This window comes from Imperialibacter roseus (assembly GCF_032999765.1).
GTDB classification, from domain to species: Bacteria; Bacteroidota; Bacteroidia; order Cytophagales; family Cyclobacteriaceae; genus Imperialibacter; species Imperialibacter roseus.
In genome coordinates, this window is the sequence record NZ_CP136051.1 from 2,260,293 (window position 1) to 2,277,102 (window position 16,810).

Consider the following 16,810-nt stretch of genomic DNA (forward strand, 5'->3'; position numbering starts at 1 on the left):
AACTTCTTGATCCACTGAGTGTATCCAGCGGGTAAGATTTATGAAGACCAAAAAATTTGTAAGGACAATCGACTAAGTCAACAAACCTGGTCGTTGCAGACAAGGGAGTTAATCTTTGCGAGAGTTACTGAACAGCCAGATGCTAATGCCAGCCGCTGTGATAAGGGTACCCACAGCAATGGCGAGATTAACGTTGCGCTGGGTACGTCTTGCTTTTGTTAGGTAGGAAGAGCCAAGCCCCTTTTCTTCAATGAAATGCTCAATACTTTTCAGCCTGCTCTCAATTTCTTCCTTCGCTTTCGTTGCTATGTCCATAGTTTTACGGTTTATATTATACAATACACAACGCCTGGGAACCAAAAATAGTTTAGATGCAGAGGATTCCTGTTTCTGTCGCCTCAGTTTGTTTCATCACGAATCAACCGCTAAATCTGGTCATCGTTGTTAGCCGATTGACTGACTACACATGTGTTCCTTATTCTGTCTTAGCCTCAGATGCCGACCTTTCCAGCAGCAGGATGTGAAGACATAAATACACCAAAATGGAGCTCGTAGCCTGCTACTCTCTCCTTAAACCCTCTACCGGATTAGCCCTTGCCGACCGCAATGATTGGGCTCCAACAGTCAGAAGCCCAAGTGTAAGTACCAGTACCCCCGGTAGCACAAAGTAGAACCACTGAATAGACATCTGGTAGGCAAACTTGGACGTCCATTCCACGATGATGTAGTTAGCCAGTGGTACCGAGATCACAAAAGCGATGAGTATCAGCTTGACATAATCTTTTGAAAATAGCAACACTATGGTGGCCGAGCTGGCCCCCAGCACTTTTCTTATGCTGATTTCTTTGGCTTTGCGGCTTGCGGTGAAAGCCGATAAACCGATAAGGCCCAGAATTGATACAATAATACAGATGTAGGACAACGTTGAAATGAGTTTCAGTTGAATTTGGTCGGCCCGGTATTGTTTGGCAAATTCTTGATCGAGAAAAGTATATTCAAAAGGATGATTGGGATCAAAGCCAGTCCAAATCTCCTCAATATCGGCAATTGTTGCTTTCATATCTTCTCCTTTGATGCGTATATGAATGCGGCCGCCATCACTTTCATCCAGCACAATGAACAAGGGTTCAATTTTGTTGTGCAGCGACTCGAAATTAAAGTCTTTCACGACACCAATAACCTCACCAAAGGTTTCGCCATGAAAGTACTTCACTTTTTTGCCCACCGCATTATCTCCCCATCCCAATTCTCTGGCACCGGTTTCGTTGACGATGAACTTCATAACATACTCTGCCTCAGAATCTGGATTAAAATCACGTCCGTCTACTAGTTCTATGCCCATGGTTTCAATGTAGTCCGGCCCCGACCAAATCATGGTCATACTTTGCTGTGCCATAGCGGTATCTCTTTCGACCCACAAAACCTGCCCGCCGAAACCCATACCGGGTGTGCCGTAGCCTGTGGCAGCACTCAATATGTTAGGATTTTTCCTAAGCTCAGTTCTTATCGCATCCATGTGGTTGGCCGTAACGGTGTCTTTGACTTCGATCACTAACACGTTGTCTTTCGCAAAGCCGAGCTCCTTGTGTTGCATGTACTCGATTTGTTTGTCCATGAGCACGGTGCAAATGATAACAAAAAGCGAAATCACAAACTGGAAGACGATGAGGCCTTTTCTTAGGAGAGTGCCCGATTTGTCACCTGTGAAGGTGCCTTTTAAAGCCTGCACCACTGGCACAGAGGGGATGTACAGGGCAGGGTAGATTCCGGAAAGCACACCCACCAGCAGTGTGATGGTAAACATGCCGATGGTAAGGAATGGATTGCTGAGAAAGTTGAGTGACAGGTTCTTATCAATCCATGAATTGAACGGGGTAAGCTCCAGCACGACATACGAAAGCACAATTGCTATCAACATGGCGATGAAGGCTATCAGGATGGCTTCCAGCATCACATTACGGAACAGTTCTGCTTTTGAGAATCCGAGCACTTTACGAATGCCCATTTCACCTGTCCTCACCACGGAGCGGGCTGTGGCCATGTTCATATAGTTGATGCAGGCCAAAATGATGATAAAAATGCCTACTATGGCAAATGTGTAAACATAGTTGATATTACCTACCGGCTCATCGCCGGAAAGGTCAGAGTTGAAATGAATATCAGCAATGGGCTGTAATTTTGGTGTAACAGTTCCATTGATGCGTTTGGCAAAAAGCCCAAAGGTTTTGTCAAATATGGGCGGGAATTTGTCGTAGAATGTGTTGGGGTCATAGTCAACGGGCATTAGAAGGTAGGTGTACCCATTAGGGTTCCAGAAACCTTCCGATTTTCGGGTGGCATCGCCTTCTTCAATCCAATCTCGGGGGGCGATGTGCGACAAAAGGATTTCGTACTTGAGGTGGGTATTGTCCGGAAGATCAGAAATGACAGCAGTAACTTTGCGAGTGTCTCCTTCTGGAAAAATCAACAGTTTGCCAACCGCCTCCTCGTCTCCAAAATATTTTTGAGCGATGGTCTTTGTAATGACGACCTTGCCAGGGCCTTCCAGGCATGACTTTGGATCACCTTCAAAAAAAGTATGATCAAACATAGAAAACATGTTGCTGTCCGCCCTCCAGATCTTATCCTCGTAGAATTGCTTAAGCACACCATCCTGCGTTTTGTACTCTACCATCGACTCGCCATATCCCAGAAAACGCACATACTCCAGCACTTCGGGGAGATCGGCTTTGAGGATGGGTGCCAGCTCCCTGGGCGTATTGGCTGTATTGAAATCTGCGCCATCAGCTTTCAGGTGGTTGGTAAAGCGATAAATCTGCTTGTGTTTGGCAAAATGCTGGTCGTAAGTGAGCTCTCCCTGGAGGAAGAGCAGGAGAATGATGCCTACGGTGATACCAAGCGCCAGCCCGAGGATGTTGAGCACGGAGTAAACGCTGTCTTTCAGAAATAGCCTGAGGGCAAAGATGAGGTGGTTGCGAAGCATGAGCTAGTATTTTGAGTTGTTACACCAAAAATAACGAATGCTGGCATTCCACGACTGAAGCTTGCAGCAAGAGGTAGGGGGAATGCAGGAACAGGCTACGCACCCAGCCTTTCCAGCAAGTGTGCCTTGAAGTTTCGGCTCACCTTAAGCTGGGCACCATCTACTAATTCTATTTCATATTCATTGTTCTCCTGCTTGTGCAGCGCCTTAACAGAAGCGTGGTTAACAATGTATGACTTGTGTATTCGTGTAAAGCCACTGTCGGGCAGGCGCTCTTCCATTTTTTTCATGGTTTCCCTTAGCAGGAAGAAGCGAGCTGCCACATGGATTTTCACATAGTAGTCAAATGCTTCCACATACCGGATGTCGGCAAGTTCCAGCAAATGAATGCTGCCGTCTACCTTGATCACCAACCTTTGCTGATCACCATCATTTTGAACAAGTGACGACGTCCCTTTCAAGCTGGCTTTAGTTTGATCTATCAGGTTTTTAACTGCTCTGTTTTCTAATTCCTGGGCCTTTATTTTCGCTTTCGCCCGGTGTAGCGCCTGGTCGAATCTTTCGTCACTGAAGGGTTTCAATAGATAGTCGACCGCATTGACCTCAAATGCCTTCAGCGCAAATTGATCGTGGGCCGTGATGAAAACGACTTGCGGCCAGGGCTTCGGAAGGCTCGCCAATACTTCAAAGCCATTGATGCCCGGCATCTGCACATCCAGAAAGATCAGGTCTGGTTTCAGGGCCCTTATCTGGTCGATGGCCTCCACTCCATTAGCACAACGTCCTATAAGATCTACCTCTTCGTAGTCTTCCAGCAGTACGGCCAATCCTCGGCGGGCTGTTTCCTCATCGTCAATCACCAGACACTTAATCTTCATATCGACCGAAAAGGTAAAGTAATTCTGAACGCAATGCCAGCGCCTGTGGTCATGCTTTGGAAGCTAAAGTCGGTACCATAGTGACGCCTTAGTCGGTGTATAATATTTGGCAGGCCTATACCTTCCGATCCGTTAGCGGTATCGAATCGTCGCACTTCTTCAGTAGTGTTGAAGACAGTGAGCACCAGGGAGCCGTTCTCTTTTGTTCCTGTGATGCTGATCTTTTGCTGCCGCAGGCTGTCTTTCACCCCATGTTTGAAGGCATTTTCAACCAGTGGTTGTAAAATCATTTGTGGCACGCTGGCCGGGAGTAAGTCTTCGTTGAAATCTTGTGTTACTTCTACCTGGTCGCCAAACCTCACCTTTTCAATCATCAGGTATTTGTTCAGCAGCTCAATTTCCTCCGAAAGGGGCACCGTTTTTTCTCGTTTCCTTGACAGCACCGACCGCAGAAGATCATTAAGCGATGCGATCATGGCTACGGCCAGTTTGTTCTCTTTGAGCCTCACCTTCATGGCAATGCTGTTCATAGCATTGAAAAGAAAGTGTGGGTTGAGCTCTGTTCGCAATACGCTAAGGTCAGACGCAGCCAGCTCTTTTTGAATAGCTTCCGATTTTTGCTTTTCAACGGCTAGTCGCTCTCTGGTTTGTAAGTACAAAAACACGAAGATATAACCCCAATACCAGAGCATCCCATCAAACAAATAGGGCCACGATTGCCGGATATAGCTGCCTGGCTGATAAAAATTATAGTGCTCGGGCAGTTTAAAAAAGCGTTCCAATAAAATGATGACCAACCCTGTTAGGATAAAATGCAGCATCCCAAAGCCTGCGCTTATTGCCAAATGTTGTTTGATGAAAGCCCGCCGCCCATTTGTTTCCAGCGATTTGAAGAAATACTGTGCAAAGGGGCTAAGTATCCAAAGGGAAAGGAAGTAGCCGCCAGGCCAAAAAAGGATATTGTCGGCGATTAACCCAGTAGTCCATGCCTCTCTGGCCCAGACAAAGCCAAAAAGCCCTGACAGCACCAGGGTGTTGTAGGGAGCGAATTGCCTGCTGGTAAAAGGTTCGTTTGGTGCCATTGGTTGAATCCCAGGATTTCCAAACGGCGAAATTAGTCAATTGTTGGGTTTCGGAACTATCTGGTCTACAAAACCCCGGGGTAAACGCTTTCACTTACAACCCTTAAAGAGTTTGTTGTAGTAAGCACAATAGAAGGTCATATCAGGTGCGACTATAAGAAAGTGAACCCTTGAAGGAGTTCTTACAAAACGTCCTTAAATGGCCTTGCTCTGCGCAAAGCCCAGACCTCTCAATTCCTCGGCCCATAAACCGGCATAGCCACTCCCGTCTCTAAAGCCCCCAAATCGGGGGCCTTGCCCGCAAACCCATCTGTGATATTGGGAATGGCTACACCTGCATCTATCGCCTTACTGCCTTTTCTCAGGGAAAAGTCAACCCCTTCCACTGCGTAGATATGCCCTCTTTTGTCAGGTACAGTTACATTTTCGAAGACATCGAAATCCAGTTCTACGCCATGAGTCTCAAAGCCCGTGAGTTTGCTCAATTCTTTTAAGGTAGTAGCTTCCACCCAGGTAAGTTCTTTCTCATCTGCCTGGTTTTGAGCATTGTTGGTAGGGTAACGGAGTCGGTATGGTTTTTCGGAATTGCTTTTTTTCCGGTAGCCATTAAAGTCCATTGTGGAGTAGGTGGTGAGGGTTGTAGCACTTAGCGCCTGACGACTGTCGGAAGGCCCCATAAAAATATTGTTGCGGAAGTGGCCATTGGAAAATACGCTGATGGCCGCCTCGGTAATGAACGTGTTGTTGTAGGTGTAAATACCAGCCGGGCGGATCATGTACTTCAGCGCCGTGCCCGGGGTGTTATAGCAAATATTGCGGATAAAGTACACAGGGCCACCAAACATGGGCTGAGCACTCAGAGAGGCGTGGTAGGAATTAAAGCCCCGGTTTTCAAATACCCGGATATTGTGCACGCCGCCATCAGCTTCAATAAAGTCGTCGGCCATGTTGAAGATATCGTTTCTGTAAAAGTCGATCGACGCACACTTGGGCTTGCCTTCTTCTGGCAGTCCATGCGTATCAACGCTGACACCATCGTGGAAAAACGAAATGCTGTTGTGGCACACCACGTGCCCCTGACCATAAACCTTGATGGCCACGTAGGAGGTAAGCGGGGCAGGTTTTTCGAAGCCATACCAGCCGATAAGTGTGTCGGGCTCATGACGGCCAATGAGGGTGTTGTCAGCGATATAAAAATTTTTGGAATCGGCACTGTGCGTCATCACAGCCATGCCAATGTCTTCCATTTTACAGTGCGTCACGGTCAGTCCGCTGGCACCCATCACTCTTTTTAGTCCGGCATAAAACGCCACCTCTGTATTCCTGATAGTCAGTCCTTCGAAGTAATGGTAGTCGGCGGCCATTACATCGAAAAGCCTGTAGGCCCCATCTCCATCGAAAATAACCTCACCGTCGCCAGCTGCCTTAATGGTGATAGGTTTTTCCGGTGTGCCTTTTTGTGTCAGCACGTAAGCGCCGTGAAAATCAAGTGCCAGCTCATGCGCATATTTTCTTCTATCTCCTTTGTAAAGACCAGCGTGAACCAAAATAACATCTCCCGGCTGCACCCTTGGCTCTGGCACCATCCACCAATCGCCCTGGTTGCCTTCGCCATAGTAGGCAGCATTCAAACCAGTAAACGCTGGGCTTTCCTTTGGGCCGTCGTAGCCCATGGGGTAGACATGGTAGGTTTGCCCACCAACATAGGGCTGTGGCTCTTTCCTGGTTGTGAAGGTGACCAATTTCTCAGAAATGCCTTCCACACCATCAGGGTCGGTCAAACTGAACCGCCCCTCGTAGCTGGTGCCGGGCTCCAGGTTAAAAATGCTTCCAGCAAACATATCGGGCACGGTATACACCCAACGCTGGTCGTGACCATACACCTTTTCATCACCAATTCTCAGCAACGGATGCCCTTGCTTCCATTGCGTGTCTCCCTTTTTTCGGTATTCCACCGATACCGTGGCGTTTCGGTTGTCGTCACCAAAAATTTTCCATTCGAAGCCAGCGCACAACAGGGTAGAGGGTTCGACGATAAACTCGTCTGCCATGGTTTTGTCAGCTACAGAGGCAGGCTGCCAATTGATAAAAAGGAAAGAGGCAAGGAGCGCAGTTAGGGTGATTGTCTTCATAAGAAAAAGGTACGGGTATAGATGTCGAAAGGAAACCGAAATAGGAGGAACCACCTCTAATCAGTGTTTGCCGGTGTTGCCTCAAAAGCCTTTGTTGCTTCTGCTTCTTTTAGGGCAAAGCGAAAACGACCATCCAACCGCCCGGCTTGTCTCTGTTGCCGGTGACGGCAATTGCTAAATACTGCTTGCCATTTGCCTCGTATATCGCCGGACTGGCGTACCCATTGCCGGGCAAGTCTGCCGTCCATATTTCGTCACCTGTCTCTTTGTCAAACGCTCGGATCTTCTTGTCACCGGTAGCTGCTATAAACACCAGCCCTCCGGCCGTTACCACCGGCCCGCCGTAATTCTCGATACCAGTTAGTGGATCGCCTGGCTGCTGAAGTTCGGGAATATTGCCCAGCGGCACCCGCCAGGCATACTCTCCTGTATTCAGGTTGATGGCGTTCAATGTACCCCAGGCTGGCTTGATGGCTGGACGTCCTTCCGGGTCTCTAAAATACCCATAAGCCGTCAGATTGAGGTAAACCATGCCGGTGTCAGACTCGTTCTGGGATTTTTGAGAAATCTTGTCCCTGTTGATCTCCAGCAGGTAAGACAGGATTTCTTCCTCATTGCCTGTCGCCACCTGCCCAAAGGCTGGCATTTTTCCCTTACCGTTTTTAATCCTGTTAAGGATATCGTTTTTGCTTAGCCGCTTCCCCACGTCGGTAAGGGATGGAATAGAGGGATCGGTTGCCTGTTTGTTAGTACCGTGACAAGAGGCGCAGTAAGTGTTGTAAAAAGAACGTCCCACATTGTACATGCTTTGATCTCTCGGGCTTTTCCAGGCTACGCCCCGGCTTACTTTGGCAATTTCGGGCGACTCATTGGCATTGAGGTAGAGCAGGCCTGTTTCCTGATCCCAGGCGGCACCGCCCCATTCCGAACCGCCACGGCTGCCCGGTGTCAGCAGTGTGCCACTCGTATCGGGCGGGGTATAAATTCCTTCATATCTGAAACGCATGAAGGCGTCAAGCACTTCCTTTTTTGATTCAGAGGTGAAGCCTGATAAATCATCGTCTGAAAGATGTTGCTTTGAATAAGGCAACGGTATGGTCGGGAATGGTTGTGTGGGCCAGGCTTCCTCTCCGGGAATATTGCTGGCTGGTACAGGCCGTTCTTCTACAGGAAAAACAGGCTCGCCGGTTTCCCTGTCAAGAACAAATAGAAGCCCGGTTTTTGTTGTTTGAGCAACTGCATCAATTTGCTTGCCGTTTTTTGTTACGGTGATCAGGTTGGGAGGGGCTGGTAGATCATAGTCCCACAGGTCGTGGTGGGTGGTTTGAAAGTGCCAGATGAGCTTACCGGTGCCAGCATCCAAAGCCACAAGGCTATTGCCAAACAGGTTCATCCCCTTCCGATCCGACCCATAATAGTCGTAGGCGGGCGAGCCCAGCGGCACATAAACAATGCCTCTCTTTTCGTCGAGACTCATACCGCCCCAATTGTTAGCACCGCCTACCTTCTTCCAGGCGTCCGGCGGCCACGTATCGTACCCAACTTCTCCCGGCCAGGGAATCGTGTGGAAAGTCCATTCCAGCTTCCCCTTGCGCACGTCATACGCCCGGATGTAACCCGGAGCGGCGCCATAGGATTCGGAGACCTCTGAGCCGAGAATGATAAGATCATTGGAGATGATACCAGGTGAAGTGGGCACTACCCAGGCTTCTTCTCCTGAGAAGTTCTCAATATTCAGATTTACTTTTCCGTTGTCGCCGAAGCCGGGAATTTGCTTTCCACTGGTTGCGTCTAAAGCGAAAAGGTGGTTTCCGGCAGTGAATAGTATTCTTTTGTCATCCTGCCCTTCCCAGTATGTCACGCCTCTTTTGATAGCACCCCCTTTTCCATCAAAAGGATCGAATGACCAGATGATTTTGCCCGAAGCCGATTCAAGCGCATACACCACATGTCTCGCCGATGTGAGGTACATAACCCCATCAATAATGATTGGATTACACTCGTACTTGACGGCCCTTGCGCCATCCGGGGCGTCATTGGGTTCGAAAATCCATGCAACTTCAAGGGTAGCTACATTTTCCCTGTTGATTTGATCAAGCGATGAAAAGCTGCTGCTGGCTGCATCCGATTTGTAAACCGGCCAGTTCTTATTTTCTATTTTTTCGGACTGGCAGCCGAAAAGGAAAACCAGAATAATGAAGACGAATGGAGCCCGCATTGAAGCTGCAGGCTGACCTTTACATGTAAGGAGACTCATGTAGTTTGCTAGTGTAGGTGTCGGTAAAATGGAAGGTAGAGAGAAATCATGAATTATTGAAGGCAAAATTGATGAGGCCATCGACCCGCTCTTCAATTTTCGCATGATAGTTTAGAGATCATTGCCTAGATTAGAGGGTTGCCAATCTAACTATGAAGAAGACATTTTCCTTTTTTCTATTGCTGAGCTTTGCTGTTTCTGGCTTTGCTCAAAACGGCCGAATGATAGCCGATATCAAATCCCACACCGATGGCACGGCCGTGTGGTGGGCGGGCCACAATAGCTGGATCATTAAGTCCGGAGGGCTCGTGGTGACCACCGACTTGTGGTTGGAAAATGGCAGTCGCATGGCGCCAGCACCGATTACACCGGAGGAGATGGCCTCAGTGATAGATATTTCCTTTGTCACCCATGCTCACGGTGATCATTTTAACGAATACACATCTAAGGTTTTGCTCGAACAATCGAACTGTATTTTTGTGATGCCCGAAAGCTGCCTCGCTGTTGCCAAAAAGCTGGGTATTCCTGACCAGCGAATAGTAGTTGCCAAGCCACGGGAACCTTTTGAAGTAAAGGGAATAAAGGTAGAACCTCTCCGGGCTATTCACGGCAATGCAAATTTTGCCATCTATTATGAAGCCAACCTGCAAGATTGCGGCTATGTACTCAATATTGACGGGAAAAGGTTTTTGCAGCCTGGCGACAGCTACCTCCTGGAAGACCATTTGTTCGCCAAAGACATTGACGTCCTTTTCTTTTCGCCAACAGAGCACAATATGTATATTGATCGCTCCACCATCCTCATCAATGCACTGCAGCCCGATTATATCTTTCCCCAGCACCATAGCACGGTGAAAGTCAGCGAGGAGAACCGTTTTTGGGCCAAAGGCTACCCTGAAGAAGTGAAAATATGGATTGACGATGAGCTTAAAAATCGGTATCATGTTTTTGAGATTGGGGAAAAGAAGCTGATCAGGTGAGAATTGGAGGTTGTGTTTGCCGCTGTCCAGTGGCTCGGTAGGCGGATGTCGAGGCTCTCTGGTCTCATGAATACTTAACTAAAAGATGCGATGAGTAAACAACAGAATGAGTATGATGCCATCGTGATCGGCTCAGGCATCAGCGGTGGATGGGCTGCCAAAGAGCTTTGCGAGAAAGGAGCTAAGACCCTGGTACTGGAAAGAGGGCGGCCGGTCAAGCACATTGAAGACTACCCCACAGCCATGAAAGACCCCTGGGACTTCGATTACCGGGGTAGACTCCCGGTGGGAGACGAGGAGAAAAATCCTGTGGTTAATAGGTGCTATGCCTATGAAGATGCCACAAAGCAATTTTTTGTAAAGGATGAAGAACACCCCTATGTGCAGGAAAAACCGTTCGATTGGATCCGGGGCTACCAGGAAGGTGGAAAATCGCTGATATGGGCACGGCAAGTGCAGCGGTGGAGCGATTTTGAATTTGAGGGTCCCTTGAAGGAAGGATATGCGGTAGATTGGCCCATCCGCTACAAAGATCTAGCCCCCTGGTATTCTCATGTTGAAAAGTTTACTGGCATCAGTGGCAACAGAGACGGCATCCCGCATTTTCCTGACAGCGAAGTGCAGAAAGCATTTGAATTTAACTGCGTAGAAGAAGAGATAAAGAAAAAAATCACCGAGAAGTACGCTGATAGGCCGGTGATTATGGGGCGGTGTGCCCACCTCACCGAGCCACAAGACATCCATAAGGAGCAGGGCAGAGGCCAGTGCCAGGCCCGACATCTCTGCTATCGTGGCTGCCCGTTTGGTGGCTATTTCAGCTCCAATTCCGCTACCTTACCCTGGGCAGCCAAAACCGGGAATCTTACCATGCGAACACACGCCGTTGTCGAATCGATCATTTATGACGATAAACCAGGCAAAGTAACGGGCGTGAGAGTGATTGACGCCAACACGAAGGAGGTGACGGAATATTTCGCCAAAGTGATTTTTGTCAACGCCGCCTGCCTCAATTCCAACCTTATTTTGCTCAACTCAAAATCCAATCGTTTTCCCAACGGCCTTGGCAATGACAATGGATTATTAGGAAGGTATGTCGCTTTTCACAACTATAGGGGCAATATTTCAGCCCAATACGATGGCTTTGAAGATGGTTACTACTATGGCCGCCGACCAACCAGCATTTTTATGCCGTCGTTCCGAAACACGCTCGAAAGGTTTCCGGCCTTCAAAGGACGATACGTTACCGCCTTCAGCGCCGGGCGATCAGGTTGGAACAGAGGAGAAGCAGAGGTCGGAGCAGCGCTCAAAGAGAAGCTGCAAAAGCCCGGTATCTGGAATGTTTTTATGATGCTGCAGGGCGAGACGATTCCCAAGTACGACAATCATGTAAGGCTGAGCGACACTGATAAGGATGCCTGGGGCATACCTCAGTTGGTCACTTCGATCGATTACGATGAGAACGACGAAAAAATGCTGCAGGACTTTCTTGAGCAAGGCAAAGAAATGCTCGAAGCAGCAGGATGCGTCAACATCAATGCCTACGATACCAAACAAGCCCCCGGATTAGATATTCATGAGATGGGTGGTGTGCGTATGGGTAGTGACCCTAAAACTTCTTTGTTGAACAAGCATAATCAGCTACACTTAGCCAGAAATGTGTACGTAACAGATGGGGCGGCCATGACATCCACAGGTTCTCAAAATCCATCGCTCACTTTCATGGCGCTGGCGGCAAGGGCAGCTAACCATGCTATTGAAGAAATGAAAGCAGGTAAGCTGAAATAGTGAGCCGTCATTGTCATTGTGTTAAAAAGACACGAAAACGTTTTGACATCCGTAGCTCATTGTCTAGCTTAGATTGACTCCGACTGGAGGCCCGTTATGATCGGTGTTCCCGGAAAAGGGACGCTGATGAATTAAACGCTATTAATTCCTCTTATATACTATGAACACCCGAAGAGATTTTCTTAAAAAGACCGGAGCAGGGGCTGCCGGTTTGGGCCTCGCTGCCACCTTGCCATTCGACCTTTTCGCAGAGGCACCAGCTAAAAAGCTGTTCTTCGATATCTCCCTGGCGCAGTTCTCCCTGGCGGGCTCTTTCTTTAGCCAGAAGCTGACCAATATCGAGTTTCCGGCGCTGGCTAAAAACACCTACGGCATCTCCAATATCGAATATGTGTCTACTTTTTGGAACGGGAAGGGCGGCGACAAGGAGTATGTGAAAGAACTAAAAGCCCGCACCGACGACCTTGGCGTGCGCAATGTGCTCATCATGGTAGATTCGGAAGGTGAACTAGGCCATCCTGATGCCGCTACCCGAAAGCAAGCCGTTGAAAATCATTACAAATGGGTGGAAGCTGCCAAAGAGCTTGGCTGCCATGCGATCAGGGTGAACCTGGACGGGCCAGGCACCGATGAGGAAATTGCCAAAGCGGGTGTGGGTGGCTACGGTAGTTTGGTCGAATTCGGCCAGCAGGCGGGCATCAATGTCATCATTGAAAACCATTTTGGTCCCTCGACCGACGCCAAATGGCTGGTGGAGGTAATGAAGCAGGTAAACAATCCATATGCAGGCTTGCTGCCTGACTTCGGTAACTTCGTTCGCAGGGAGCGCATGGAAGAAATGACCATTGAAGCTTTCAAAAACGCCAAAGTCATTGCCACATTTGACAAGTACGAAAGTGTGAAAGCCATGATGCCCTACGCCAAAGGCGTAAGTGCCAAAACGCATGGATTTGATGCCAAGGGTAACGATACAGAAACAGACTTCGTTAAAATGCTCACCATCATCAAAGACTCCGGTTTCAAAGGCTATATGGGCATTGAAGCAGAGGGAGCCGTTATGAAAATGTTTGGCGTAGAAGGAAACTACCCGACGGAAGAGGACGGCATCAAGCTAACGAAGGCATTGCTGGAGAAAGTGGGAGGGAAGGTGTCGTGATGCGCACAACTGGTTCAAGCGTCCGCTTGGATCCTATGTAGCAATGGTGGTGCCACTAGGTGCTTCATATGGAACTGTTTACCAGCTCGCCGGTGCCAGGTTCTTGACAATTCTTTCTCAATAATCGCTCACCCTCGCCTTTCTAAAATCAAACACAAAGTTGTAGCCCTCTACAGGCACCACCACCCGATAGTACCGGTAGTAACCATTTTTTGGAAAATACACCTTGCCTCTCAATGCTGATGTGTCGGGTAAGGCCATTGGCTGCATGATTTCCTGATCAAGGTAGTGTAGGTCTTCTCTTGTATAGTAGTTTCTTTCTTGCGAAGAGCGGATGACTGCATCCGTTGTCATCAGTGTGGTGGCCGTGAGGACATCCCTGGTTTGCGATTTGTTCCAGTCCTTTTGGGTATAAAACTCTTTCTTTGAATCTCTCAAGTCGCTTGCAACATCAGCCACCATCATGCCTACTGAGAGGACACCGAAGATGATGGCCAATGTTTGCTGCTGCTTGATCTGTGTTTCATAATGGTCTTCCACCACGTTCTTGGTCAGCGATTTCCTCAGATAACCGGGCACCTGGCTGTAGGGGAATGATACCTGATGGACATTGTCGGCCTCACCGGTAAGCTCAGGAAAAGGGCTGCTCCCTGCGTAATAATGAAACAGCTTAGGGTCAACTTTGAGCGGCAGGCCACTCTTGTTGACTATTTCAAGGTCAAAGACGACCAATCTATTTTCCGTTTCTACATGCTCCAGCACCGCTGTGATGCTGTCGGCTTCCAGCACCATATAGTATGGATCCTGGTAAGCTTTGGAAAAATTGATGGGTACAAGGCGCTGACCAAAGGCAGTTGAGCCAACCAGCAGCAATAGGAGGGTAGTATAAGTCTTCATGGCGCAGGGTTTTGGAATAATGAAGCAAGTATTGTGCCTTTTTTTGCTCCGAAGACTTTTGGGATCAGGTGAGGTGATGCCACCAGCTAAGGCTGTGGGCACGACATATTTGTCCTTTACTTTTGAAGTCCCCTTAACTAGTTTTAGCACTAACTATTGCGTACCCTCTTCTAAAAGATCTCCATGAAAAAACACCTCCTTCCGTCTATTCTGCTTTTATCTCTGTTTGCCCCCTCTTTACCCGCCACGGCGCAGCAAAGTGTCACCCACCAGAATGTGTTCGACACCATTCCGTTTATCATGGAGCATCACAAGCGGAGGCTGGAGAAGTTTTCAAAAGAGCCCATGAGCACTGGCAAAATACTCTTCCTCGGCAACAGCATTACTGAAGGCGGCCCCTGGGGCGAGCTGCTTGGTGACCCCACTGTCGTTAACCGGGGTATCGGCGGCGACTTCAGCTACGGCATCCTCAACAGACTAGACGAGATCATTCAGCGCAAGCCATCGAAGCTGTTTCTGCTGATCGGCGTCAATGATATTGGTAACGATATTCCCAATGCCGTCATCGCTGACAATGTCAGGAAGATTGTTGAACGCCTGAAAGCTGAAACCCCTGCTACGGAAATCTATATCCAAAGCATTCTGCCGGTCAACCCTGAGTACCCGAGGTTTCCGCAGCACTACGACAAACAGTACCATGTGTTGATGACCAACCAGCTGCTTTACAAAGTGGCGCTGGATACCAAAGTGACCTACGTTAACTTATTTCCGCTGTTCCTTGACGACCGCCAGCGATTAGCGGCGGATCTCACCAAAGACGGCCTGCACCTCAATCGCCAGGGGTATGATATTTGGGTAAGGCATTTGAGGGAGATGGGGTATTTACCTCACCCCTAGAAGGCCTTCGGATTTCTTCCCCTCTCCAGACAGGAGAGGAGAAAGCAATGCTTAGCATTGTAAGGGGTGAGGTATCAATAAACCTCCACCTCAGCCAGCACCGGACAAGCCTTGCTTTCTGTTATACTCACCCGAATAGCCTCAGCTTCCACCGGTGCAGCTAGCTTCAATATCCTCTTGTAGCCGATAGTGCTGCCTTGCGCCACTTGCTTCCATGTCCCATCCACATTCGCTTCCACGGTAAATGCTTTTACTCTTTGTCCCAGCTTGATGAATTCTTTCAAAGTCACATAACTAACGGTTGGGGTGCCTGGCAAAGTAATCTCCACACTGCCGGTGGTCACCTCATCGTCGGTTGCCCAGTAGGTGTCAGCTTTTCCGTCGGTCAGGTTACTGGCTCCGTACATCTCAGCTTCTCCTCTCACCGTTGACGCTGAAGCTTTGGCATTTAATGCCAGATTAGTACTAAAGGCCTCTTCGAGGAGCTTCTTCCAACCTTGCAGAGCAGCCACATCATTTTCATGAACCAGTCCCCGGCGATCAGGTGGGATATTGAGCAACAAATTGGAGCCTCGGCCAACCGAGGTCATGTAAATCTCAAACAGCTTTTCAGGTGTTTTCACCAGGCTGTCCTCTTTGGCATGGTAAAACCAGCCCGGCCGGATGCTGACGTCTACTTCGGCTGGAATCCATTGTTGCCCTTCAGTGTGGCCCGTATTCAACAAGTCGGTAATGCCAGCTTGCCCAGCGTATAAAGTATCGTTGCTGATGGTGTTCCAGTTGGTTTCTCCTGCGAGCCCTCTTTCGTTGCCCACCCAGCGGATGTTTGGGCCGGCATCGCTAAAGAACAGCACCTTTGGCTCCATCTTTCTCACCATTTCAATCGTAGTTGGCCAATCGTAGTAGGTTCTTCCATCAATCCGGCGCTTTTCGTTGGCTCCACCGTAGTATCCATCGCCGCCATTGGCTCCGTCAAACCACATTTCAAAGATGGGCCCGTAGTTGGTGAAGATTTCTTGCAGTTGATTCCTGTAGTAAGTAACATAGTCTGGTCGTCCATATTCAGGATGATTCCTGTCCCACGGAGAGAGATAGATGCCAAATAGCAGCCCTTCCTTTCTGCATGCTTCTGAAAGTTCTTTCACTAAATCCCCATTACCATTTTTATAAGGACTATTTTTGATGGAATGTTCAGTATAGATACTGGGCCAAAGACAAAAGCCGTCATGATGCTTGGCAGTTAAAATAACTGCCTTTAGCCCCGCATCTTTGATCACTTTTACCCATTGGCTAACATCCAGCCCCGTTGGGTTAAATATGCTTTCCGGCTCATCGCCGAATCCCCATTCCTTGTCAGTAAAAGTATTCGTTGTAAAGTGAATAAAGGCATATTGCTCCAGTTCATGCCACTTAAGCTGCTCTTCGCTAGCCACAGGAAAAACAGGCATCGGCGGCACAACTGGTTTGGTTTCGCAGGCAGCCAATATGATGACGAAGAAGACTGAGGTTTTGAGAAAGGATATACGGATCATAAGTCAGATTGTTGAATGTCGAAATATAGGCACTTATGCATTAACAGCCGGAGGGTTTTCGGCAATTCTGTGCAGCCAATGTTTGAACCAGCGGGACGATAGTATTGGAATCAATACCCTCTTGGCGCAACAATTTGCCGCCGGAGCCGTTATTAATTGTATTAATACACTAAAAATTATAATTTTTTGTAGTTTTCACAATTACCTAAGATTGTGTAGTGCAACAAGTTC

12 protein-coding genes are annotated in these 16,810 nt (G+C 48.4%); 4 read left to right on the forward strand and 8 right to left on the reverse strand.

The window, feature by feature from the left end:
• Positions 1-108: 108 nt before the first annotated feature.
• The 6 genes from RT717_RS09445 to RT717_RS09470 form a co-directional block, all read right to left on the reverse strand.
• The gene (locus RT717_RS09445; protein WP_317491490.1) at positions 109-315 is read right to left on the reverse strand and encodes a hypothetical protein; all 207 of its coding nucleotides are present in this window, start codon (positions 313-315) and stop codon (positions 109-111) included.
• A gap of 244 nt (positions 316-559) precedes the next feature.
• A complete protein-coding gene (locus RT717_RS09450; protein WP_317491491.1) occupies positions 560-2,983 on the reverse strand; it encodes an ABC transporter permease in 2,424 nt (807 codons plus the stop codon).
• 95 nt (positions 2,984-3,078) lie between these two features.
• Positions 3,079-3,861, reverse strand: coding sequence for a LytR/AlgR family response regulator transcription factor (locus RT717_RS09455; RefSeq protein ID WP_317491492.1), 783 nt, complete (start codon positions 3,859-3,861; stop codon positions 3,079-3,081).
• On the reverse strand, positions 3,858-4,943 hold the full coding sequence (locus RT717_RS09460) for a sensor histidine kinase (protein WP_317491493.1): 1,086 nt from the start codon (positions 4,941-4,943) through the stop codon (positions 3,858-3,860). Before RT717_RS09460 ends, RT717_RS09455 begins: the two co-directional genes overlap by 4 nt.
• 230 nt (positions 4,944-5,173) lie before the next feature.
• Entirely contained in the window at positions 5,174-7,075 is a 1,902-nt protein-coding gene (locus tag RT717_RS09465) for a right-handed parallel beta-helix repeat-containing protein (RefSeq protein ID WP_317491494.1), read from the reverse strand.
• A 109-nt stretch (positions 7,076-7,184) separates the two neighbouring features.
• Positions 7,185-9,293: an outer membrane protein assembly factor BamB family protein gene (locus tag RT717_RS09470; RefSeq protein WP_317491495.1), complete on the reverse strand. Its 2,109-nt coding sequence runs from the start codon at positions 9,291-9,293 to the stop codon at positions 7,185-7,187.
• Positions 9,294-9,484: 191 nt separating this feature from the next.
• Here RT717_RS09470 and RT717_RS09475 point away from each other — a divergent pair, with 191 nt between their 5' ends.
• The 3 genes from RT717_RS09475 to RT717_RS09485 all read left to right on the forward strand — a co-directional run bounded on the left by RT717_RS09475 (position 9,485) and on the right by RT717_RS09485 (position 13,253).
• Complete coding sequence (locus RT717_RS09475; protein WP_317491496.1) at positions 9,485-10,312, forward strand: MBL fold metallo-hydrolase; 828 nt, start codon at positions 9,485-9,487, stop codon at positions 10,310-10,312.
• A 90-nt stretch (positions 10,313-10,402) separates the two neighbouring features.
• Entirely contained in the window at positions 10,403-12,097 is a 1,695-nt protein-coding gene (locus RT717_RS09480) for a GMC family oxidoreductase (protein WP_317491497.1), read from the forward strand.
• A gap of 160 nt (positions 12,098-12,257) precedes the next feature.
• Positions 12,258-13,253 (forward strand): sugar phosphate isomerase/epimerase family protein, encoded by a 996-nt coding sequence (locus RT717_RS09485; RefSeq protein WP_317491498.1) that lies wholly within the window; start codon positions 12,258-12,260, stop codon positions 13,251-13,253.
• A gap of 117 nt (positions 13,254-13,370) precedes the next feature.
• On the opposite strand, the gene RT717_RS09490 is transcribed toward RT717_RS09485, so the two are convergent.
• Positions 13,371-14,150: a hypothetical protein gene (locus RT717_RS09490; RefSeq protein ID WP_317491499.1), complete on the reverse strand. Its 780-nt coding sequence runs from the start codon at positions 14,148-14,150 to the stop codon at positions 13,371-13,373.
• Between the two features lie 183 nt (positions 14,151-14,333).
• Between RT717_RS09490 and RT717_RS09495 the strand changes: the two genes are divergently transcribed.
• A complete protein-coding gene (locus RT717_RS09495; RefSeq protein WP_317491500.1) occupies positions 14,334-15,047 on the forward strand; it encodes a GDSL-type esterase/lipase family protein in 714 nt (237 codons plus the stop codon).
• A gap of 74 nt (positions 15,048-15,121) precedes the next feature.
• Here the strand turns inward: RT717_RS09495 and RT717_RS09500 are convergent, their stop codons facing one another.
• On the reverse strand, positions 15,122-16,579 hold the full coding sequence (locus tag RT717_RS09500; RefSeq protein ID WP_317491501.1) for an alpha-L-fucosidase: 1,458 nt from the start codon (positions 16,577-16,579) through the stop codon (positions 15,122-15,124).
• Positions 16,580-16,810 lie beyond the last annotated feature (231 nt).

Excerpts from the sequence above, each read along its gene's own strand:
- RT717_RS09460 (WP_317491493.1), bottom strand. The coding sequence starts at position 4,943 with ATGGCACCAAACGAACCTTTTACCAGCAGGCAATTCGCTCCCTACAAC.
- RT717_RS09495 (WP_317491500.1), top strand. The coding sequence starts at position 14,334 with ATGAAAAAACACCTCCTTCCGTCTATTCTGCTTTTATCTCTGTTTGCC.
- RT717_RS09450 (WP_317491491.1), bottom strand. The coding sequence starts at position 2,983 with ATGCTTCGCAACCACCTCATCTTTGCCCTCAGGCTATTTCTGAAAGAC.
- RT717_RS09465 (WP_317491494.1), bottom strand. The coding sequence starts at position 7,075 with ATGAAGACAATCACCCTAACTGCGCTCCTTGCCTCTTTCCTTTTTATC.
- RT717_RS09490 (WP_317491499.1), bottom strand. The coding sequence starts at position 14,150 with ATGAAGACTTATACTACCCTCCTATTGCTGCTGGTTGGCTCAACTGCC.
- RT717_RS09480 (WP_317491497.1), top strand. The coding sequence starts at position 10,403 with ATGAGTAAACAACAGAATGAGTATGATGCCATCGTGATCGGCTCAGGC.
- RT717_RS09455 (WP_317491492.1), bottom strand. The coding sequence starts at position 3,861 with ATGAAGATTAAGTGTCTGGTGATTGACGATGAGGAAACAGCCCGCCGA.
- RT717_RS09485 (WP_317491498.1), top strand. The coding sequence starts at position 12,258 with ATGAACACCCGAAGAGATTTTCTTAAAAAGACCGGAGCAGGGGCTGCC.
- RT717_RS09445 (WP_317491490.1), bottom strand. The coding sequence starts at position 315 with ATGGACATAGCAACGAAAGCGAAGGAAGAAATTGAGAGCAGGCTGAAA.
- RT717_RS09470 (WP_317491495.1), bottom strand. The coding sequence starts at position 9,293 with ATGCGGGCTCCATTCGTCTTCATTATTCTGGTTTTCCTTTTCGGCTGC.
- RT717_RS09475 (WP_317491496.1), top strand. The coding sequence starts at position 9,485 with ATGAAGAAGACATTTTCCTTTTTTCTATTGCTGAGCTTTGCTGTTTCT.
- RT717_RS09500 (WP_317491501.1), bottom strand. The coding sequence starts at position 16,579 with ATGATCCGTATATCCTTTCTCAAAACCTCAGTCTTCTTCGTCATCATA.